Raw genomic sequence first — 21,818 nt, forward strand, 5'->3', positions numbered from 1 at the left:
GAAAGATGCGGCTCGACGCCGCGTGACTGAGCACCGCCGCCATTGTGGCTGAGGGGCCCGTGGCGGTAATGCGACGCTTTCATATTCAGAGCAAAGAGCTGAGTGCATTCACATTTGGAATCAATCGTTGTTCTTTGTGATTGATTTCACGCAATCATGGTATGTCGCACTTGCGTGCCACGTTTTGCCAACCTGATCACACCACAAACGACGGCGACCTTTCTACAGTCGCCCATCCTAGACCCGTGGCCGCTGGATGCGAGGCCGCTTCGTAGGCTGTCCCTTCGTCAAATTATCGAGGTAAGAGTCATGAACAAGAGCTACCGGAGCATTTGGAACGAGTCGCTGGGCGCGTGGGTGGCGGCCAGCGAAATCACCTCGGCACGCGGCAAGCGCAGCAGCGCAGGGACATCCACAGCGGCACCCGTGTGGCGCCTGCGCGGCCTGGTGGGCGGCATGCTGGTGGCCCTGGGGGCGCTGAGCACGCCGGCGGGCGCACAGACCTTTGACCCGACGACAGGGGCTTCCTGCTCGCGTCCCGCAGGAGCCACCACCGCGGCCTGGGTCTGCCAGGTGCCCACGGGCAACGGCGGCTTTGCCACCGTGACCGGCGCAGCCGGCGTGGGCGCGAGCCCGAACTTCACGACCTTGGCGAACTGGGTGAGCACCAACCTCACCGGTGCCAACGCCATCGTGCTGGGCACCGCGTCCACCAAGGCCTTGGGTCAGAACGGCATTGCCATCGGAGCCGGTGCCCAGTCCGCCGCGGGGACCGTGGACTCGCTGTCTTACAACGTCGCCATCGGCAACGGGGCCGAGGCCAGCACCGCGGCCTCCACCTTCACCACAGGATCCGGCGGTGCGGTGGCCGTCGGGCACGGCCAGAAGGCCAACGGCGTCGGCGCGGTGGCCATCGGCTCGAGCAACACCGCGACCGGTGATGGCGCCGTGGCGGTGGGGCGCATCAACCAGGCCACGGCACCAGGTGCCGTGGCGCTCGGTGACTCGGCCGAAGCGACGGGCTCGCGCGCGGTGGCGATGGGGACGACGACCGACGCCACGGCGGATTCGACCGTGGCCATCGGCAACGGCTCCGAAGCTACTGCCACAAGCGCCATTTCCATCGGCCGCATTGCGAAGGCAACGGGCACGAATGCGATCGCGATGAGCGGCAGCGCGGTGGCCAGCGGGACCAGTGCATTGGCCATGGGGCGCTCGGCAGACGCGACCCAGGACTACGCGATTGCCATTGGCGATGACGCGCAGGGCACCGGATTGCGCGGTCTGGCGGTGGGGCGCAGTGCGCAGGCCACTGGAACGGACGCAACGGCCCTGGGCACGCGCGCAGTGGCTTCGGGGGCCAATGCCGTGGCCATGGGCGGCAGCGACACAGCCGCCAACGCGGCGCAGGCGACGGGCGCACGTGCCACGGCGATGGGCTACGGCAGCCTGGCGAGTCAGACGGACACTATCGCCATCGGCGATGCAGAGGCATCTGGCCTGCAGGCCATTGCGATCGGCAAGGGCGCTGTGGCCTCGGGTGCAAGCAGCATAAGCATCGGTGTCGGCAATGTGGTGGCCGGTGCACGCTCGGGCGCCTTGGGCGACCCCAGCGTCATCAATGGCGCCGACAGCTACAGCGTCGGCAACAACAACAAGATCAGTGCTGCCACCAGCAACGCGTTCGCGTTGGGCAACAACGTCTATCTGGGCACCGACGCCACGGGCACGCCCAACAACAACGTCAGTGGCGCCGTGGCGTTGGGCAGCAATAGCAGCGTGACCCAGGCGGGCGGTGTGGCGCTGGGGCAGAACTCGGTGGCCAGCACCGCAGCAGGTGTTGCCGGCTATGACCCGACGACCGGCGCGCTCACCAAGCAAAGCGGCGCCACCTGGAACAGCACCCTGGCGGCCGTGAGCGTGGGCAGCGGCACGGCCGGCAGCGCGGCCACCGCCACGCGCCAGATCACGGGTGTAGCGGCTGGGTCGACGGCGACCGATGCCGTGAACGTGGCGCAGCTGAAGGCCGCGCAGACGCACTACTACAGCGTCAACGACAACGGCAAGCAGTTGGCCAACTATGCTAACGACGGCGCCACCAGCACTGGCATCAACGCGTTGGCAGCGGGCACACGGGCAACGGCCACCACCGAGTCGGCGACGGCCGTGGGTGACAAAGCCGCCGCAACCGGCCTCACGGCAACCGCAGTGGGCTATGCCACAGAAGCAGAGGGCTCGTACAGCGTTGCCATTGGTTCTGGTGCGCAGGCGCTTGGAGATCTTTCTTATGCCTTGGGCAACAACGCGTTGGCCCGGGCCTATGACGTGGCCGTGGGCGCAGGTGCCTTGGGCACGTCCACAGGGTCCACGATGACGACCGCCGTGGGTTTGCAGGCGGGTGCCGAATCGGTCAATGCCGCCAAGTCGACTTTTGTGGGTGCCGGTTCGGGCAACAAGAGTGCGGGGGCGCTCAATACCTACGCTGGGTATGCCGCTGGCGCACTCGCATCAGGCTCCAACAATGTGGCTTCAGGCTTGGGTGCCGGTGTAGCCGTGATAGGCAGCGGCAACGTGGCCATCGGAAGTGAAGCGGGCACCGCTGTTCCGTTTGATGCGAGCGGCAATTCCCCGACGGTCATCACGCCCGGTATGAAGTCCACCTATAGCAACGCGGTCTCCATTGGCAACCGTGCGCTGGCTGGCATGGACCGCGCTGTTGCCCTGGGCGCCAACACCAATGTGTATGTGGATGATGGCGTGGCGCTGGGTGCGGGCAGCGTGGCCTACACATCTGGCGGCAATCCGGGGTACATCCCGGGAGGCGCATCGGCCTCGCAAGTTACCAACATCGAGAACACCAACAGCACCACATTGGGGGCGGTGAGTGTGGGCGGTGGGTTGGGGGGCAACCGTCAGATCACCAATCTGGCGGCGGGCACTTATGACAGCGATGCGGTCAACGTGGCGCAACTGCAAGCCGCGCAGACGCGCTACTACAGCGTCAACTCCAACGCCACCGGCCCCAATAGCAACTACGACAACGATGGCGCCAAAGCCCCGGGCGCGCTGGCAGCAGGCTCGGGTGCACAGGCGGAGGGTACGAACTCGACCGCGATCAATGGAATCGTTGAACCCGGCGCGGACTACGCAGTTTCGGTTGGCGGGATCGCAAGGGGCTACAGCTCTGTGGCAATCGGCGTCTACGGGCCAAGCTCCACGGTGGCTGAGGGCGCACGTTCCGTCGCGCTGGGCGCCAGTGCCTATGCCGAAACGGAAGACAGTGTTGCGCTGGGCAGCTTATCAAGGGCCAGCAGGGCACCGGGCATGCCCGGCTACAACCCGGCGGGTGGCGCAGCGCCTGCCGGTGGTGTGTGGAACAGCACACACGGAGAGGTAAGCGTGGGCTCCGGTGAGTATGTCACCCGTCAGATCACCGGTGTGGCTGCGGGTTCGGAGGATTCCGACGCGGTGAATGTGGCGCAGCTCAAGGCAGTACAGCAGCACTACTACAGTGTCAATGACACGGGCGCCGTGCGCCTGCCGGGCGACGGCACCAACTACAAGAACGATGGCGCCACGGGCATCCAGGCCCTGGCTGCCGGCATCGGCGCCAGTGCCGGCTCGAACGGCAGCGTGGCCATCGGCACGAACGCCGCGGTTCCTCTGGACGCTTCGTCGCCCGAGGTGTTCGAAAACAGTGTGGCCATCGGCACCAATGCCAAGGTGGGTACCGTGGGGTCGGTCAGTCCCACGGGAGGGACGATGTTTGGGGCCACGGCAGTGGGCCACGATGCGCAGACTGCCTACGGTGGCTCAGTGGCCATCGGTGCGGCCCGAGCCAACGAAATCAATAGCATTGCCATTGGCGCCCAATCGCCTTACTACGCCCTGGCGGACAGCGATGGTTCCCTGGCCATCGGCAATGCCGCTCACGTCACGCTCGACAGCCCCGGCGGGCAGGCCATCGGTCGGGGTGCCGAGGTGACCGGCGCTGGCGCACAGGCCATGGGCCAGTCGGCCAAGGCCAGCGGCCTGGGCGCGGTGGCGATCGGCGGCTCCTCGGCCCTCAGCACCGATCCAACGGTGCCGTTCGGCCCGGCCGCCAATGCGCTGGCCGACTATGCGGTGGCCATTGGCGGGACGGCCAAGGTGGAAACCGGTGCAGAGGGGGGTATCAGCCTGGGCAACGAGTCCGTGGTGGCCGCCGGCGCGACGGGCGCACTGGCCTTGGGCACCAGTGCCAAGAGCACGGTGGCTGGCGCTGTGGCGCTGGGCAGTGGCTCGGTGGCCAGCACGGCCGCCGGCATCGTGGGCTATGACCCGAGCACCGGCACCACGGCGCTGGCCGGCACGGCCATCGCCAACACCAAGAGCACCTTGGGCGCGGTGAGCGTGGGCGATGTGGCGAACAACCAGTACCGCCAGATCACGGGCGTGGCAGCGGGTACCAATGACAGTGACGCAGTGAATGTGAGCCAGCTCAAGGCGGTGGGCAACCTGCCGTTGAGCTTCACGGGCGACAGCGGCACCAAGGTGGATCGCAAGCTGGGCGAGACGCTGAGCGTGGTGGGCGGGGCCACGGGCAAGCTGACCGACAACAACATCGGTGTGGTGGCCAACGGCACCGACACATTGACGGTGAAGCTGGCCGAGCAGATCGACCTGGGCGCAGCCGGCAGTGTGACCACGGGCGGTACGAAGATGGACACCACGGGCGTGGTCATCACCGGTGGCCCGAGCATGACCACCACCGGTATCAATGCCGGCAATCTGGCGATCACCAACGTGGCGCCAGGCACCATCAGCAGCACGAGCAAGGAGGCGGTCAACGGCAGCCAGTTGAATGGCCTGGGCACGACCATCGCCAACTCGATCGGCGGCACCACCACCTACAACGGGGCCACGAACACGCTGACCACGGGCCTGACCGTCAACGGCAACAGCTACACCACGGTGCAGGACGCGCTGGGCTACGCCGGCCAGGGCTGGAAGGTGACGACCGCGCAGACCGGCACGGGCACGGCGACGGGCACGACGGTGACGCCTGTGCAGCCGGGCGACACGGCCACCTTCACGGCAGGTGACAACATCGCGATCACGCAGGCAGGCCAGAACCTGACCATTGCCACCAGTGCGACGCCGAGCTTCACCAGCGTGACCACGGGCAACACCGTGATGGACAACACGGGTGTGACCATCATCGGTGGCACGAACGGCCCCGTCTCACTGACCAACACGGGACTGAACAACGGCGGCAACACCATCACCAACGTGGCGGCAGGGTCGAACCCGACCGATGCGGTCAACGTGAGCCAGCTGACCACGCTGGCCAACAGCCCGCTGAGCTTCGTGGGCGACAGCGGCGCGAAGGTGGACCGCAAGCTGGGCGAGACCCTGAACGTGGTGGGCGGCGCCAGCGGCACGCTGACCGACGGCAACATCGGCGTGGTGGCCAACGGCACGGATACACTGACGGTGAAGCTGGCCGAGCAGATCGACCTGGGCGCCGCCGGCAGCGTGACCACGGGCCAGGGCAAGCTGGACAACAGCGGGCTGACGGTCGCCGACGGCGCGGGCAACACCACCACCACCGGCGTGGCGGGCACCACCGTGACCAACGCAGGCGGCAGCACCACCAACGTGGGCGCAGGCGTGGTGAGCGTGGGCGACGGCACCTACACCACCACCCTGAATCCGACCAGCGTGGCGGTGGGCGGGGCCAACCCGATCAACATCAGCGGCGCGACGGGCCAGATCACGGGCCTGACCAACACGACGCTGACCGAGCCGGGCTTTGCCACGGTGGGCCGCGCGGCCACCGAGGAGCAGCTGAGCCTGGTCAACACCACGGCCAACAAGGGCTGGAACGTGACCACGGCGGCGGCCGCGGGCGGCAGCGTCAGCGGCACCAGCGTGGCCAATGTGGCGCCTGGCGACACCGTGACCTTCACGGCCGGCAAGAACGTGGCCATTACGCAAAGCGGCAAGGACGTGCAGGTGGCGGTGTCTGACACGCCCAACTTCACCAGCGTGACCACGGGCAACACCGTGATGGACAACACGGGTGTGACCATCACTGGTGGCACGAATGGCCCCGTCTCGCTGACCAACACGGGGTTGAACAACGGCGGCAACACCATCACCAACGTGGCGGCGGGATCGAACCCGACGGATGCGGTCAATGTGAGCCAGCTGACCACGCTGGCCAACAGCCCGCTGAGCTTCGTGGGCGACAGCGGCGCGAAGGTGGACCGCAAGCTGGGCGAGACCCTGAACGTGGTGGGCGGCGCCAGCGGCACGCTGACCGACGGCAACATCGGCGTGGTGGCCAACGGCACGGATACACTGACGGTGAAGCTGGCCGAGCAGATCGACCTGGGCGCCGCCGGCAGCGTGACCACGGGCCAGGGCAAGCTGGACAACAGCGGGCTGACGGTCGCCGACGGCGCGGGCAACACCACCACCACCGGCGTGGCGGGCACCACCGTGACCAACGCAGGCGGCAGCACCACCAACGTGGGCGCAGGCGTGGTGAGCGTGGGCGACGGCACCTACACCACCACCCTGAACCCGACCAGCGTGGCGGTGGGTGGCGCCAACCCGATCAACATCAGCGGCGCGGCCGGCCAGATCACGGGCTTGACCAACACGACGCTGACCGAGCCGGGCTTTGCCACGGTGGGCCGCGCGGCCACCGAGGAGCAGCTGAGCCTGGTCAACACCACGGCCAACAAGGGCTGGAACGTGACCACGGCGGCGGCCGCGGGCGGCAGCGTCAGCGGCACCAGCGTGGCCAATGTGGCGCCTGGCGACACCGTGACCTTCACGGCCGGCAAGAACGTGGCCATCACGCAAAGCGGCAAGGACGTGCAGCTGGCGGTGTCCGACACCCCCAGCTTCACCAGCGTGACCACCGGCAACACGGTGATGAACAACACGGGCATCAGCATCACGGGCGGCCCCAACAGCCCCGTCTCGCTGACCAACACGGGGTTGAACAACGGCGGCAACACGATCACCAACGTGGCAGCGGGCGTGAACCCGACGGATGCGGTGAACGTGAGCCAGCTCGATGGGGCACGCACGCGCTACTACAGCGTCAACAGCACCGACAAGACGGCGGGCAGCAATTACGACAACGATGGGGCCACGGGTGCGGACGCGATGGCGGCGGGCAGGGGCGCCTCGGCTGCGGGCGCCTACGACGTGGCGATGGGCTCGGGCGCCAGCACGACCGGTGCCTATGGTGGCACGGCCATCGGTGGCGGCGACGGCACCGCAGCCAAGAGCACGACGGCGGGTCAGTTCGGCAGTGCCGTGGGCTTCGCGGCGCAGGCCAAGGGCGTGGGCGACACCGCGGTGGGTACCTATGCCAATACGGGGGCGACCAACCCTGCGGGTGCCACCGACGACAGCGCCAATTCGTACCGCACGGCCATTGGCTACAAGGCCAGCACCACGGGCATTGCCTCCACGGCCGTCGGCAGCTTCAACCGAGCCGTGGGTGAGCGCAGTTTTGCGGGCGGCTATGAAGCCTCGGCCTTGGCCGACGACAGCGTGGCCATTGGCAGCAAGGCGCAATCCACCCAAGGGGGCGGCGTGGCGCTGGGCAGCGGCGCGGTGGCCAGCACGGCGGGGGGCATCGTGGGGTACGACGCGAGCACCGGCACCACCGCCGCCGCAGGCACGGCCATTGCCAACACCAAGAGCACCCTGGGCGCCGTGAGCGTGGGCGATGCGGCCAATGGCCAGTTCCGCCAGATCACGGGTGTGGCAGCGGGCAGCGAAGACAGCGACGCCGTCAACGTGAGCCAGCTCAAGGCCGTGGCCGACAGTGCGGCGGCGGGCGCCACCCACTTCTACAGCGTGGGCAGCACCGACGCCAAGGCCGGCAACTACAACAACGACGGCGCGCAGGGCAGCAACAGCATCGCGGCCGGCGTGGGGGCCAGCACCACCGCTGCGGCCACCGGTTCGGTGGCGCTGGGCGAGAACGCCACGGCCAGCCATGCCAACAGCGTGGCGCTGGGCAGTGGCTCGGTGACGGGGGCCTCGGCCGCGGTGACCACGGCGTCCATCACCACCACCGGCGCCAACGGAGGCACCTACAACTACGGCGGCTTTGCCGGTGCGAGCAACGTGGTCGGCGTGGTGAGCGTGGGCGGTGCCAATGGCGCCACACGCCAGATCACCAACGTGGCGCCCGGTGCCATCACGGCGACCAGCACCGATGCGATCAACGGCAGCCAGCTGTACGCCGTGGCGCAGGGGCTGAACGAGCGCATCGACAACATCCCGACGCAGACGGGGCCGCAGGGGCCGGAAGGTCCGGCCGGTCCGCAAGGGCCTGCGGGTCCCGCCGGTCCGCAGGGGCCGCAAGGGCAGCCGGGCGCGCAAGGTCCGCAAGGTGCCAAGGGGGACAAGGGCGACACCGGAGCCACCGGAGCCACCGGAGCCACCGGAGCCAAGGGCGACACCGGAGCCACGGGCGCTGCAGGCCAGAACGGTCTGAATGGCAAGGACGGCAAGGATGGCAAGAACGGCATCGATGCCGACGTGGCGGGCGTGGTGCAGTACACGAAGAATGTGGACGGCACCTACAACAAGAACGAGGTCCACCTGAACCCGAACGGCAACGGTCCGACCACGATCACCAACGTGGCCAACGGCGTGAACGGCAGCGATGCGGTGAACGTCAACCAGCTGAACACGGCGGCCAACAAGTGGGTCACGGCCAACGTGACCGACTACAAGGCGCCGAGCGCCGTGGGCGTGAACGCCACCGCCATCGGCAGTGGCTCGATCGCCGTCGGCACCAACTCCATCGCGATCGGCACCGGCTCCTTCGACGATGGCCGCGCCAACGTGATGTCGGTGGGCTCGGCGGGCAACGAACGGCAGATCACCAACGTGGCGGCTGGCACGCAGGGCACCGACGCGGTGAACGTGAACCAGCTCAACCACATGGGCAACAGCGTGCTGGGCGTGGTGAACAACCAGCTCAACGACCTGCGCAACCAGATCGACGTGAACCGTCGCGACGGCAACGCGGGCACGGCCGGCGCCATGGCCATGGCCGGCATGCCGCAGGCCTATCTGCCGGGCAAGAGCATGCTGGCGGCCGGCGTGGGCTACTACGAAGGCCAGAGCGCGATCGCCATCGGCCTGTCGAAGATTTCCGACAACGGCAAGTGGGTGACCAAGATCACCGGTTCCGCCAACACGCGGGGCAAGGTGGGTGCGTCGGTGGGTGTGGGCTACCAGTGGTGAGCCGCAAGGAGAAGACCATGAAGAAGCAAGAAAGCAACAAGCTGTCGCGCCGGCCTTCTGCCGTGCTGTCCTGGGTGGCCGCTGGCTGTGCGGCGCTGCTGCTGGCCGGCTGCGGCACCTCCGTCGTGAGCAAGGGGCTCAATGCCGAGGGCGTGGCGTCGGAAGTGGTGTTCCCGGACATCGCGAACCGCGCCACCTTGCCCGAGGGCACCTTCGTCAATCGGGACAACCTGCGCGCCGTCGGCGCCGGCCTGAGCAAGGACCAGCTGTACGACCTGCTGGGCACCCCGCACTTCCAGGAAGGCATGTTCGGCGTGCGCGAGTGGGACTATGTCTTCAACTTCCGCAGCGGCGGCGGCGTGACCACCTGCCAGTACAAGGTGCTGTTCGACAAGGACTATCTGGCGCGCAACTTCCACTGGAAGCCCGACAGCTGCGCGGCCCTGCTGGCGGACACCCCGGTGCCGGCGCCTGCCGTGGCCGTGGCCGCGCCGACGGTGCCGGCCGCGGCCACGCGCAACTTCCGGCTGACGGCGGATGCCCTCTTTCCCTTCGACCGCTCAGGTGTGTCCGACCTGAAGCCTGAAGGGCGACGCGCCCTGGACCGGCTGGCGGCCGAGCTGAAGGGCGCGCAGTACGAGCGCGTGGAGGTGGTGGGCCACACCGACCGCCTGGGCTCGGCCGAGTACAACCTGCGCCTGTCGCAGCAGCGCGCGAACACGGTGCGTGCGGTGCTGGTCGAAGGCGGCGTGGCCGCGTCGCGCATCGACGCGCGCGGCCGGGGCGCCGCCGAGCCCGTGGTGCAGTGCAGCCAGAGTGCGCGCGCTGCGCTGATCGATTGCCTGGCACCCAACCGGCGCGTGGACGTCAGCGCGCAGGCCAGCGGCAGCCGCTGAGCGCGCGGGCGCACCGCCCGGCTTCCCGACACCTGCGCGACAGCGCCAGGGGCTCGAAGGGCTCCTGCAGACCCTGAAACGCGCATCTCCAAAGCCCGGGCGGCGCGCAGCGGCCCGGGCTTTGCTATGTTCAGGGCTTTTCCTGATTGCCTGCGACACGATGACCGAAATTCCCGCCACCGCCTGCCTCGTCGAGGACCTGGTCGCCCTGATGCGGCTGGAGAAGGTGGACGACAACCGCTTCCGCGCCCAGAGCGAAGACATCGGCACCCCGGCGGTCTTCGGCGGCCAGGTGCTGGGGCAGGCCCTGATGGCCGCCAGCCTGACGGTCGAGCCCGACCGCCCCGTGCATTCGATGCATGCCTACTTCCTGCTGCCCGGCGAACACGCGCCCATCGACTACAGCGTGGACCGCGTGCGCGACGGCCGCAGCTTCACCACGCGCCACGTGCTGGCGCGCCAGCAGGGCCGCATCATCTTCGAGATGGCCGCCTCCTTCCAGACCGTGGACCAGGGCCTGGAGCACCAATTGCCCATGCCCGGGCTGCCCGGCCCCGAAGGCCTGCCCAGCGAGCTGGAGCAGCGCCAGGCCCTGGGCGAGCGCCTGCCCGCGCGCTGGCGCGTCAAGGGCGTGCAGCCGCACGGCATCGAATACCGCCGCGTGGAAGACGACGACCTGCTGGCGCCGAAGCCGCGCGAGGGCGGCAGCGCCATCTGGATGCGCGCCGTGGCGCCGCTGCCCGACGACCCCATGGTGCATCGCGCGCTGCTGGCCTACGCCTCCGACCACGGCCTGCTGCGCGCGGCGATGGTGCCGCACGGCTACAGCTTCATGTCCGGGCGGGTGCGCGCGGCCAGCCTGGACCATGCGATGTGGTTCCACCGCGACTTCCGTTTCGACGACTGGCTGCTCTACGTCATCGACTCGCCCAGTGCCAGCGGTGCGCGCGGCCTGTGCCGCGGCAGCGTGTTCACGCGCGACGGCCGCCTGGTCGCCTCCACGGCGCAGGAGGGCATGCTGCGCATCCTCGAAAAGCCCATGCCCTGACGTTCGGGCGGCTTTCCCGCGCCTGGCGCCGCGGCCGCGGGGCACGCGCGGCGAATGGCCGACCATGCACCGAATGAATGGCCGCGCGCCTTCCAAGTCGCGTGGATGACTCGGCGCCGCGGACCTGCGGTGATGTACTGCCGGCGGCGGCACAGGCCGTGCCGTCGCCCGCAAGAAGATTCATCGCAGGAGACAAGAACCCATGTTCAAGCGCGCAAGCCGCGCGGCCCTGGCCGCCGCACTGACCACCTTCCTCGCCGCCCCGGCGCTGGCCCAGATCAAGGTGGCCTACATCGACCCGCTGTCGGGCCCCTTCGCCAACGTGGGCGAGCTGCAGCTGCAGCATTTCCAGGCCGCGGCCGCGCAGATCAACGCCAAGGGCGGCGTGCTGGGGCAGAAGATCGAGATCCTGCCTTTCGACGGCAAGTCCAGCGCCAACGAGAGCGCCAGCGCGCTGCGCGCCGCCTACGACAAGGGCGCGCGCTACGTGTTCCAGGGCAACGGCTCCAACGTCACGGCCGCGCTGGTGGACGCGGTGCAGAAGATGGTCGCGCGCGGCGAGGAGCCGATGCTGGTCATGAACTACTCGGCCTTCGACCCCGACATGACGGGCCCGAAGTGCACCTTCTGGCATTTCCGCTTCATCCAGAACGTGGACATGAGCATGAACGCGATCACGTCGGCGATCGCGGCGCGCCCCGAGATCAAGAAGGTGCACCAGATCAACCAGGACTACGTGGCCGGCTACCAGGCGCAGAAGGCCTTCCGCGAGATGCTGCCCAAGAAGCGCGCCGACCTGGAGCTGGTGGGCGACGACCTGCATCCGCTGGGCCGCGTGAAGGACTTCGCGCCCTATGCCGCCAAGATCAAGGCTTCGGGCGCGGACACGGTGATGACCACCAACTGGGGCAACGACCTCACGCTGCTCATCAAGGCCATCAAGGAAGCGGGCCTGAAGGTCAACATCTACACGCTGTACGCCAACACCGTCGGCGTGCCCACCGTGCTGCAGGACAGCGGCATCGGCACCGTGTTCAGCCTGTCCGAATGGCATGCCAACGTCGAGAACAACGGCGCCGAAGCCTTCGCCAACGACTTCAAGAAGCAGTTCAAGAGCGACTTTCTGCTGCTGCGCGCCAAGACCTCGCTCGAGATGCTGGCCGAGGCCATGCGCCAGTCCAAGTCCACCAAGGCCATTGACGTGGCGCGCAAGCTGGAGAACATGCGCTACAAGAGCGACGTGGGCGAGGTGTGGATGCGCCCGGACGACCACCAGCTGCAGCAGGACCTGTACGTGCAGACCTTTGCCAAGGTGGGCGACAAGGGCGTGAAGTACGACCTGGAGAACACCGGGGTGGGCGTGTACACGGCCAAGAAGATCGACGCCAAGGACGCGATGCTGCCCAACACCTGCACGGACATGAAGCGGCCATAAGCGGGCCCGCGCATCGCGGCCGGCTTTTTCATTACCGGCCGTCCTTGCGGCGTGGCGTCGGCGCGCGGGCGGCCGCTACACGCCCAGGTAGCGTGCCCACAGCGAGCGGTCCGCGTCCAGCGCGGCCGAGTCGCCGCGCCACACCACGCGGCCGCGCTCCAGGACCACGTGCTGGTCCGCGAGCGGCAGCAGGCGCCGCACGTACTTGTCGACCACGAGGATGGCCTCGCCCTCGGCCTTCAGGCGCGCCAGGCAGTGCCAGATCTCTTCACGCACCACGGGCGCCAGGCCTTCGGTCGCCTCGTCCAGGATCAGCAGGCGCGGGTGCGTGGACAGGGCGCGGGCGATGGCCAGCATCTGCTGCTCGCCGCCCGAGAGCTGATGGCCGGCGTTCCCGCGCCGCTCGGCCAGGCGCGGAAAGAGCTCGTACAGGCGCGCGGGCGTCCAGCGTGCGGGCTCGCCCTCGCGCGTGCGGGCGAAGGCGCGCAGGTGTTCATCCACGCTGAGGTTGGGGAAGACGTGCCGCCCCTCCGGCACGATGCCCATGCCGCGCCGCGCGATGGCGTCCGCACGCGCGTTCGTGATGTCGGCGCCCAGGAACTGGACGCGGCCCGCGCGCGCCGGCAGCGCGCCGCTGATCACCTTGAGCAGCGTGCTCTTGCCCATGCCGTTGCGGCCCAGCAGGGCCGTGACCTGGCCCGGCTGCAGCTGCAGGTCGATGCCGAACAGCACCTGGCTGGCGCCGTAGCCGGCCTCCAGGCCCTGGGCGTCGAGCAGGCCGCTCATGGCGCGGGCTCCGTGGCGATGTCTTCGGCGCCCAGATAGACGGCCTGCACGCGCGCATCGGCGCGCACGGCGTCGACCGTGCCGGTGGTCAGCACACGCCCCTGCACCAGCACCGTCACGCGGTCGGCCAGGCGGAACACGGCGTCCATGTCGTGCTCCACCAGCAGCACGGCGCACCTTTCGCCATCATTGCCGCGCAGCGATTCGATCAGTTCGACCATGCGGGCCGATTCCTCCGGCCCCATGCCCGCCATGGGTTCGTCGAGCAGCAGCAGGCGCGGCTTGGCGGCCAGGGCCAGCGCCACGTCGAGCGTGCGCTGCGCGCCGTGCGGCAGGGTCCCGGCTTCGCGTGACAGCACCTGGTCCAGGCCCACGCGCGCCGCGAGCTCGCGCGCCTGCGCGTACAGGCCGGCTTCCCGCGTGCGCGGGGCGAAGAAGCGCAGGCTCGACCCGGCATGCGCCTGCAGCGCGAGCACCAGGTTGTCCTGCACCGTGTTGCGCGCGAACACGCGCGTGACCTGGAAGCAGCGCGACAGGCCCGCCGCCACGCGCTGGTGGTCGGCCAGCGCCGTGATGTCGCGGCCGGCCAGCCACAGCCGGCCGGCGTCGGGCTTGAGCAGGCCGGTGATCTGGTGGATGAGCGTGGTCTTGCCCGCGCCGTTGGGGCCGATCAGCGCATGCACCTCGCCGGGCGCGATGGCGAGCGTGACATGGTCGGTCGCCAGCAGGCCGCCGAAGCGCTTGACCAGGCCGTCGATGCGAAAGAGCGCATCGGTGGTCATGGCGCAGGCTCCGTGTCATGGGCAGGCCTCCGACGCCCGGCCAGCGCCGCGAGGCCCCGCGGTGCCCACAGCGCGACGGCCACCAGCAACACGCCCAGCGGCAGGTGCCAGTACTCGGCATGCAGCTTCAGCACTTCCTCCAGCAGCAGCCACACGGCGGCACCCACGGGGCCGCCCCAGCTGCGGCCCAGGCCGCCGATCACCACCATGACCACCAGCGTGGCCGATTGCGTCCAGTGCAGGGTGGCGGGGCTCACGAAGTTGTTGCCGGCGGCCAGCAGCGCGCCCGCCAGCCCGGCGATGGCGCCGGCCAGCACGAAGGCCACCCATTGCAGCCGCAACACCGGGTAGCCCAGCGCGCGCATGCGCGTCTCGTTGTCGCGGATGCCCCTCAGCGCATGGCCGAAGCGCGCGCGTGTGGCGCGATGCAGGAGCCACAGCAGCGGCACCACGAGCGTCAGCACCACCCAGTAGAAGGTGGGCTCGTGGCCCAGGTCCAGGCCGGGCAGCAAGGTGGGGCGGCTCGTCAGCGTGTAGCCGTCGTCGCCGCCATAGGCGCGCAGCGCCACGGCGCAGAAGTACAGCATCTGCGCGAAAGCCAGCGTGCTCATGATGAAGTACACGCCGCGCGTGCGCAGCACCACGAGCGCGATGAGGCCGCTGATGGTGGCGGCCACCGCCATCGCGGCCGGCCACAGCAGCCAGGCCGAAGCGATGCCCGCCTCGGTCAGCGCCACCACCGTGTACGCACCCACGCCGATGAAGCCCGCATGCCCCAGCGCCACCATGCCGCCGAAACCGAGGATGAAGTTGAGGCTGGCCGCGGCCAGCGCCACGATCAGCACGCGTCGCACGAAGTTCACGTAGAACTCCAGGCCCAGCAGCGGCGCGAGGAGCGGGAAGGCGGCCAGCGCGGCGAGCAGCGCGAGGCACAGCAGGGTCGAGCGCTTCATGTCCGGGGGGAGAACAGGCCCGCGGGCCGGAAGATCAGCACGCCCACCATCAGCGCGTACATGGCCAGTTCGGCGAACAGCGGACCCAGGTCGGCCGCCGTGGCGGGCGGCAGGGTGGCGCGCAGCGCCATGGGCAGGAAGGCGCGGCCGATGGTGTCCACCACGCCCACCAGCAGCGCGGCCACGAAAGCGCCGCGCACCGAGCCGATGCCGCCGATCACCAGCACCACCAGCGCCGGGATCAGGATCTGCTCGCCCATGCCCACCTGCACCGCCACCAGCGGCCCCATCAGCGCGCCGGCCAGCGCCGCCAGCGCAGCGCCGAGCAGGAACACGCCGTTGAAGATGCGGCCCACGCGCACGCCCATCCATTCGGCCATGGGCCGGTCCGACGCGCCCGCGCGCACGCGCATGCCGATGCGCGTGTGGTTCACCAGCCACCACAGGCCCAGCGCCACGGCCACGCCGGCGCCGAGGATCAGCAGCCGGTAGGCCGGGTAGGGCAGGCCGGGAAGGATCTCGATCGGGCCGCTGAGTGCGGGCGGCGTGGGCGCCATCACGGGCGAGGGGCCCCAGGCCATCTTCACCAGGTCGTCGGCGATCAGGATCACGCCGAAAGTGGCCAGCACCTGCGCCAGGTGGTCGCGCGCATACAGGCGGCGCATCAGCAGCACCTCGAGCAGCAGCGCCAGCGCCATAGTGGCCAGCACGGCGAACACGATGGCGGCCGTGAAGGAGCCGGTGCGCGTGTGCGCCTCGGCCGCCAGGTAGGCGCCGGCCATGAACAGCGAGCCGTGCGCGAGGTTCAGCACGTCCATGATGCCGAACACCAGCGTCAGGCCGGCGGCCAGCAGGAACAGCATCAGGCCGTAGCCGATGCCGTTGAGCAGTTGCTCAAGAACGAGCGTGCCGGTCATTGGCGAGACACCCCCCAGGCCGCTTCGCGGCTCCCCCCTCCGCTGCGCGAGGGGGGCGCACCCAGTGGCCGGGCAAAGCCCGTTCCACGGGTGCCCTGGAGGCTTCGCTGCGCTCGCCGACTTGGAAGGCGTTTCATGCCGTGGCTTACTTCATCCCACACTTGCTGGCGTAGCTGTCGCCGTAGTTCGTCAGCAGCGTGCTCACCGTCTTGTTGGTGATCCTGCCCTGCGCGTCCTTGCCGATCACGCGCAGGTAGAAGTTCTCTACGGGAAAGTGGTTGTTGGCGTACTTGAAGGCGCCGCGCGTGGAGGCGTAGTTGGCCTTCTTCAGCGCGGCGATCACCGCCTCGCGGTTGGCGGCGTTGCCGCCGGCCTGCTTGACGGCCGCGTCCATGGCCAGGATCACGTCGTAGGCCTGCGCGGCGTACAGCGAGGGGTACCGGCCGTTGTATTCCTTGCGGAAGGCCTCCACGAAGGCCTTGTTGGCCGCGTTGTCCAGGTCGTGTGCCCAGTGCGAGGTGTTGAACAGGCCCAGCATCGGGTCCCCCACGGCGCCGATCACGTCCTCGTCGGCCGAGAAGCCGCTGGTGACCAGCGTGATGTCCTTGGACAGGCCCGCGCCCACGAACTGCTTGACGAAGTTGATGCCCATCGCGCCGGGCAGGAAGAAGTAGACCGAATCGGGCTTGGCCGCGCGCAGCTGCGCGAGCTCGGCCGCGTAGTCGATCTGGCCCAGCTTGGTGTAGAGCTCGTCGGCCACCTGGCCCTTGAACTGTCGCTTGAAGCCGCCCAGCGCGTCCTTGCCCGCGGGGTAGTTGGGCGCGATCAGCACGGCCTTCTTGAAGCCCTTGTCCTGCGCGAACTTGCCGGCCGCTTCATGGAACTGGTCGTTCTGGTAGGCCGTGCCGAAGAAGTAGGCATTGCACTGCGCGCCCGCGAACTGGCTGGGGCCGGCGTTGGACGACAGGTAGGGCACCTTGGCCTGGAACAGCGTGGGGCCCACGGCCAGCGCCACGTTGGAGCCGATGGGGCCGGTGAACAGGTCGATCTTCTCGCGCTGGATCATGCGGTCCACCAGCTGCTTGGCCTGGTCGGGGCTGCCGGCCATGTCGGCCTGCACGTACTCCACCGGCTGGCCGCCGAGCTGGCCGCCCATCTGCTTGATCGCCAGGTTGAAGCCGTCGCGCGCCTCGGCGCCCAGCGCGGCGAAGGGGCCGGAAATGTCCAGCGCGATGCCAACCTTGACCGGCGCCGCCAGGGCTGCGCCCGCGGCCAGGGCGGCGGCCGTCAGCATGAAGGTGCGCAGCGTGCGCGAAAGGAGGGGACGCGAAGGCAGCGAAGAAGGGGCACGCATGGACGGACAGGCTCCTGGTGGGACGAAAGGGGTGCCGACGCGGGCCGGCACGCGACTGTAGCCGCCCCGTGGGCCATGCACGATCAGTGCCCGCCCGAACACGGCCAGGTGCCTACTCCGCCGGCACCGCCTGCCGCGTGGGCCACAGCACGGCCGCGATGGCCAGCACCATCAGCAGGACTGCCGCCCAGTCCTGCCAGTGAATCACCTCACGCAGCCACAGCGCGCCGCTGAACACGCCCAGCACCGGGATGAACATGACGCTGAGCGTGGACGCGATGGGCGGCAGCCCCCGCGCGAGCGCGAACCAGGCCGCGTGCGCGAAGCCGAAGATCAGCACGGCGTTGTAGGCCACGGCGCCCCAAGTGGCGGCGCTGGGCGCCTTCCACTGCGGGCGCTCCAGCAAGGCCGACAGGGCCGTGAGCACCACGGCGGTGAGCACGGTCATCCAGAAGGACAGCGTGAGCGTGGGCACCGGCATCGCCGTGCGCCGCAGCAGCTGCGTGCCCACGGCCCAGGTGGCAGCCGCCACCAGCGCCAGCAGCACGAAGGCGGGCTTGCCGGCCAAGCCCGTCAACTCGTGCCACAGCAGCAGCGCCACACCCAGCCCGGCCGCGCCCACGCCCAGCCAGGCGCGCGCCGACAGCCGGGTGGAAAAGAGCAGCGCGCCGATCAGCGCCGAGAAGATGGGCATGGTGTAGCCCAGGATGGCGGCGCGCCCGCTCGACAGCTCCTTGAGCGCCACGATCATGCAGGCGTGCCAGACGAACATGTTGGTGGCGGCCAGCCACAGCACTTCGGGCCAGTGCCGGCGCGGCACCTGGAAGGGCACCTTCATCACCACCAGCGCCAGGCCCAGCACCGGCACGCCCAGCCAGAGCGAGAGCATGCGGAAGGTGAGCGGCGGGAAGTCCATCACCCCCAGCTTCATCACGGGCCAGTTCAGGCCCCAGACCAGGGTGAGCGGAATGAGCAGGGCGAACTGGCGCGGCGTGAGGGTGGGCATGGCGCCGATTGTGGCCAGCCGCGCGCCGGCCCGCTGGCCCCGGGGTGACGCGCCGAGCGAGAAGCTGTGCTTCGCCCCGGCCAGGCGAGACGGGCCGGCTCCGCCCTTCGAGGGGCGGTGCGCGGCCCGGCCCGGGCCGGCTTCAGAAGCCGGCGCTTTCGCCCTTGGTGGCGTGGAAGAAGATGTTGGGCTTGCGGTAGACCGCGAGCACGACCGCGCCGGTGTCGGACTTGTTGTCGTGGAAGGAGCCGGGCTTGCGCCAGATGTAGTCGCCTTGCAGCGCGATGCCGTCGTGGTCCTCCACCGAGCCGCTGAGCACGAAGGTCTGCTCCAGCTCCGGGTGCTTGTGGAAGGGAATGAAGGCGCCGGGTTCCAGCTTGAGCAGGCAGGTCATCTCGCCCTCGCCGGCGTTCTCGTACAGCACCTTGATGGAGACCTTCTCGAAGCGCGTGGGCTTCCATTCCATCGTGTCGGGCTTGATGTAGATCGATCCGCCGATCGTGGGCTGCGCCTTGCGCGGCCGGTCCAGGGTGCTTGCGTCCATGGTGACTCCTTTGTGTGTGGGGGGACGGGAATGCGGAAAGCGGAACGGGCGCGGCTATTGCCCTTCCCGGAACTCAGGCGTCCAGCGCATCAGGCGGCTTTCGCACTGCCGGATGGCGGCCACCAGGGCCACGCCCAGCACCGACAGCACGGTGATGGTGGCGAACATGTCGGTCGCGTTGAGCGTGGATAGCGAGGTGATGATCAGGTAGCCCATGCCGCGGTCGGAGCCGACGAACTCGGAGATCACCACCCCGACCAGCGAGAAGGCCACGGCGTTGGGCAGGGCCGCGAACATCCAGCCCATCACGTAGGGCACCCGCACGCTCCACAGCAGATGCGTGCGCGAGGCGCCGAGCGTGCGGCAGAAATTGATGATGTGCGGCTCGATGCTCTGTCCGCCCTTGAAGGTGTTGAAGAACACCAGGAAGAACACGAGGAACCAGGCCGTCACCACTTTGGACAGCAGCCCCAGGCCGAAGATCATGGTGATCAGCGGCACGAAGGCGATGCGGGGCAGCGAGTTGGCCGCCGTGATGAAGGGGCCGAGCACGCGGGCCAGCCGCGGGCTTTGCGACAGGCTCAAACCCGCCACGAAGCCGGTCGCGACCGACACCACCAGCCCCAGCATCGTCGCGACCACCGTGGAGCTCAGGTGCGGCAGCACGAAGCCGGCCTGGCTGCCCAGCGTCCAGTCGTAGATGCGCTGGATCACGAGCGAGGGGCGGCTGACGAAGAAGGGATCGATGAAGGTGTTCTCCACGAACCAGGGCACGCGCGTCAGGCTCTCCCACAGGGCCAGCAGGCCGCCGAAGAGGGCCAACTGCCAGCCCAGCACGATCAGCGCTTCGCGCCGCGCGGCCTGGCGCGCGCTGGCCGCGAACTGCTGGATGCGCTGCGACGACGCCTGTTGGGTGGCCTGCGCGAGGGCCGGTGCGGCCAGGGTCTCAGGCGACATGGGACACCTCCCGGCTCGCACCCTGGGCGGCCTGGAACTCGCGGCCCAGCACGCTCCAGATGGCGCGCACGTTGCGCCCGAAGGCCTCGGAGTCGCGCAGCGCGAACACGTCGCGCGGGCGCGGCAGGTCGACGTGATGGTCCAGCACCACACGGCTGGGCGGGGCCGACAGCACGATCACGCGGTCGGCCAGGGTCACGGCCTCGTCCAGGTCGTGCGTCACCATCATCACGGTCTGGCTCAGCTTCTGCCAGATGTCCAGCAGCTCGTGGTGCAGCGTCATCTTGGTGTTGCTGTCCAGCGCGCCGAAGGGCTCGTCCAGCAGCAGCACATCGGGTTCGCAGGCCAGCGTCATCAGCAGCGCCACGCGCTGGCGCATGCCGCCCGAAAGCTGGTGCGGCAGCATGTCCTCGCAGCCCGACAGGTTGGCCAGTGCCAGCAGGCGCCTGACCTTCTCGGCGATCTTCTGCTCCGGATGGCCGCGGAACTTCAGCCCCAGCCCGATGTTGCGGCCCACCGTGTACCAGGGCAGCACGGTGTCCTTCTGGAAGATGTAGCCCAGCCGGTGCGGAATGGTGCCCGGCACCACCGGAATGCGGTCGATGGCGATGCTGCCCGCGCTGGGCGCCATGAAGCTGCCCACCATGTTCAGCAGCGTGCTCTTGCCGCAGCCGCTGGGGCCGACGATGCAGACGAACTCGCCCTTGCGCACGGTGAAGGACACGTCGCCGATGGCCCAGGTCTCGCGCGTGGCGCTGAGGTAGGCCTTGCTGATGTGCTGGATGTCGATCATGCGAGCCCCCGCGCGGCCTTGACGAAGCGCATGTCGACCATGTTCGCGTAGGGCACCCGGGCCGCGTCTTCGGCGCTCATCTGGCGGCCGTCGCCCATCACGGCCATCAGCCGCTCGTAGTGCTGCGGGCCGATCAGGTTGTCGGGGCTCCACACCTTCTTGAAGTTGGTCACGGCGTCGATGGACAGCTGGCGCTCGTAGCCCTGCAGGTACTCGGCACCGATCAGCGCGACCACCTCCTCGGCGGAGGTCTTGTGCAGGTAGTCGGTGGCCCTGGACAGCCCGGTCACCAGCGCCTGCACGGCCTCGGGTCGCTTGTCGATGCTGTCCTTCATCACGTAGATGCCCACGCCCGGGATGTCGCCGCCGAAGGCCGTGTTCCATTTGGCGGTGTCGGTCACGTCGAACAGCGGCACGCCCCAGCCTTCGGCCTGCGCCTTGTTGAGCATGGAGTAGGTGGCGGTGCAGCAGTCCACCGAGCCGCTCTTGACGGCGCCGAGCATGGTGGCGAAGTCGCCCAGCGGGCGGATCTGCACCTTGTCCTTGATGCCGGCGCGGTCGCTGAGGTACACGGCCATCAGCCAGGTGGCCGACTGCGGCTGCGTGATGCCGATGGAGCGGCCGGCCAGGCCCTGGATGTCACGCACGCCGCTGTCGTAGAGCTTCTTGCTGATCAGGATGTTGGCGAAGGGGATGCGCGTGTCGAAGCCTCCCACCAGCACGGCCTGCTTGCCGGCCAGCGTGAGCGACACCGCGTCGTTGACGCCCGAGACGGCCGCGAAGATCTGGCCGGCTGCCAGCATCTGCTTGGCGCGCGGGCCGCTCTGCGCGTTCATGGGCTTGAGGTTCAGCCCCGCATCGGCGAAGTAACCGTTCTTCGCGCCCACGTAGACCATGGCGTAGAGCGGGTCGATGCTGGCGATGCCGCACTCGGCATTGCCGAACTTGCCGCGCTGGGCCCAGGCGGGCGCGAAGGGCCAGGCACCGGCCAGGGCCGTGGCGCCCAGGCCGGCCATGAGCTGGCGGCGGCGAAGGACGGGCATGGGCTGCGTGGGGGACGGAAGGGTCATGGGGCGC

At 69.0% G+C, this 21,818-nt stretch carries 14 protein-coding genes; 4 read left to right on the plus strand and 10 right to left on the minus strand.

Features of this window, described 5'->3' with window-relative positions; genetic code table 11:
* Positions 1-309 precede the first annotated feature (309 nt).
* The 4 genes from LG388_RS07395 to LG388_RS07410 all read left to right on the plus strand — a co-directional run bounded on the left by LG388_RS07395 (position 310) and on the right by LG388_RS07410 (position 12,649).
* Positions 310-9,270, plus strand: a complete 8,961-nt coding sequence (locus tag LG388_RS07395; RefSeq protein WP_225782216.1) for an ESPR-type extended signal peptide-containing protein — start codon at positions 310-312, stop codon at positions 9,268-9,270.
* Positions 9,271-9,287: 17 nt separating this feature from the next.
* Positions 9,288-10,166, plus strand: a complete 879-nt coding sequence (locus LG388_RS07400) for an OmpA family protein (protein ID WP_225782217.1) — start codon at positions 9,288-9,290, stop codon at positions 10,164-10,166.
* A 160-nt stretch (positions 10,167-10,326) separates the two neighbouring features.
* Entirely contained in the window at positions 10,327-11,214 is an 888-nt protein-coding gene (locus LG388_RS07405) for an acyl-CoA thioesterase II (RefSeq protein ID WP_225782218.1), read from the plus strand.
* 202 nt (positions 11,215-11,416) lie between these two features.
* Positions 11,417-12,649 (plus strand): branched-chain amino acid ABC transporter substrate-binding protein, encoded by a 1,233-nt coding sequence (locus LG388_RS07410; protein WP_225782219.1) that lies wholly within the window; start codon positions 11,417-11,419, stop codon positions 12,647-12,649.
* 75 nt (positions 12,650-12,724) lie between these two features.
* Here LG388_RS07410 and LG388_RS07415 read toward each other — a convergent pair whose 3' ends face one another.
* The 10 genes from LG388_RS07415 to LG388_RS07460 form a co-directional block, all read right to left on the minus strand.
* Complete coding sequence (locus tag LG388_RS07415) at positions 12,725-13,435, minus strand: ABC transporter ATP-binding protein (RefSeq protein ID WP_370630115.1); 711 nt, start codon at positions 13,433-13,435, stop codon at positions 12,725-12,727.
* Positions 13,432-14,217 carry an ABC transporter ATP-binding protein gene (locus LG388_RS07420; protein WP_225782220.1) on the minus strand — a complete coding sequence of 262 codons (786 nt, stop codon included), beginning with the start codon at positions 14,215-14,217 and terminating at the stop codon, positions 13,432-13,434. The genes LG388_RS07415 and LG388_RS07420 overlap by 4 nt, the downstream gene beginning before the upstream one ends.
* Positions 14,214-15,170, minus strand: a complete 957-nt coding sequence (locus LG388_RS07425) for a branched-chain amino acid ABC transporter permease (protein WP_225782221.1) — start codon at positions 15,168-15,170, stop codon at positions 14,214-14,216. The genes LG388_RS07420 and LG388_RS07425 overlap by 4 nt, the downstream gene beginning before the upstream one ends.
* The gene (locus tag LG388_RS07430; protein ID WP_225782222.1) at positions 15,167-16,087 is read right to left on the minus strand and encodes a branched-chain amino acid ABC transporter permease; all 921 of its coding nucleotides are present in this window, start codon (positions 16,085-16,087) and stop codon (positions 15,167-15,169) included. Before LG388_RS07430 ends, LG388_RS07425 begins: the two co-directional genes overlap by 4 nt.
* A 145-nt stretch (positions 16,088-16,232) precedes the next feature.
* Positions 16,233-17,441, minus strand: a complete 1,209-nt coding sequence (locus tag LG388_RS07435; RefSeq protein ID WP_225782223.1) for an ABC transporter substrate-binding protein — start codon at positions 17,439-17,441, stop codon at positions 16,233-16,235.
* Positions 17,442-17,553: 112 nt separating this feature from the next.
* The gene (locus tag LG388_RS07440) at positions 17,554-18,447 is read right to left on the minus strand and encodes a DMT family transporter (protein ID WP_225782224.1); all 894 of its coding nucleotides are present in this window, start codon (positions 18,445-18,447) and stop codon (positions 17,554-17,556) included.
* Positions 18,448-18,589: 142 nt separating this feature from the next.
* The gene (locus tag LG388_RS07445; RefSeq protein WP_225782225.1) at positions 18,590-18,991 is read right to left on the minus strand and encodes a cupin domain-containing protein; all 402 of its coding nucleotides are present in this window, start codon (positions 18,989-18,991) and stop codon (positions 18,590-18,592) included.
* A 54-nt stretch (positions 18,992-19,045) separates the two neighbouring features.
* On the minus strand, positions 19,046-19,948 hold the full coding sequence (locus LG388_RS07450; protein ID WP_225782226.1) for an ABC transporter permease: 903 nt from the start codon (positions 19,946-19,948) through the stop codon (positions 19,046-19,048).
* Complete coding sequence (locus LG388_RS07455) at positions 19,938-20,741, minus strand: ABC transporter ATP-binding protein (RefSeq protein WP_225782227.1); 804 nt, start codon at positions 20,739-20,741, stop codon at positions 19,938-19,940. The genes LG388_RS07450 and LG388_RS07455 overlap by 11 nt, the downstream gene beginning before the upstream one ends.
* The gene (locus tag LG388_RS07460; RefSeq protein ID WP_225782228.1) at positions 20,738-21,811 is read right to left on the minus strand and encodes an ABC transporter substrate-binding protein; all 1,074 of its coding nucleotides are present in this window, start codon (positions 21,809-21,811) and stop codon (positions 20,738-20,740) included. Before LG388_RS07460 ends, LG388_RS07455 begins: the two co-directional genes overlap by 4 nt.
* Between the last annotated feature and the right edge of the window lie 7 nt (positions 21,812-21,818).

This window comes from Xenophilus sp. Marseille-Q4582 (assembly GCF_916700565.1).
Classification (GTDB): Bacteria; Pseudomonadota; Gammaproteobacteria; order Burkholderiales; family Burkholderiaceae_C; genus Xenophilus.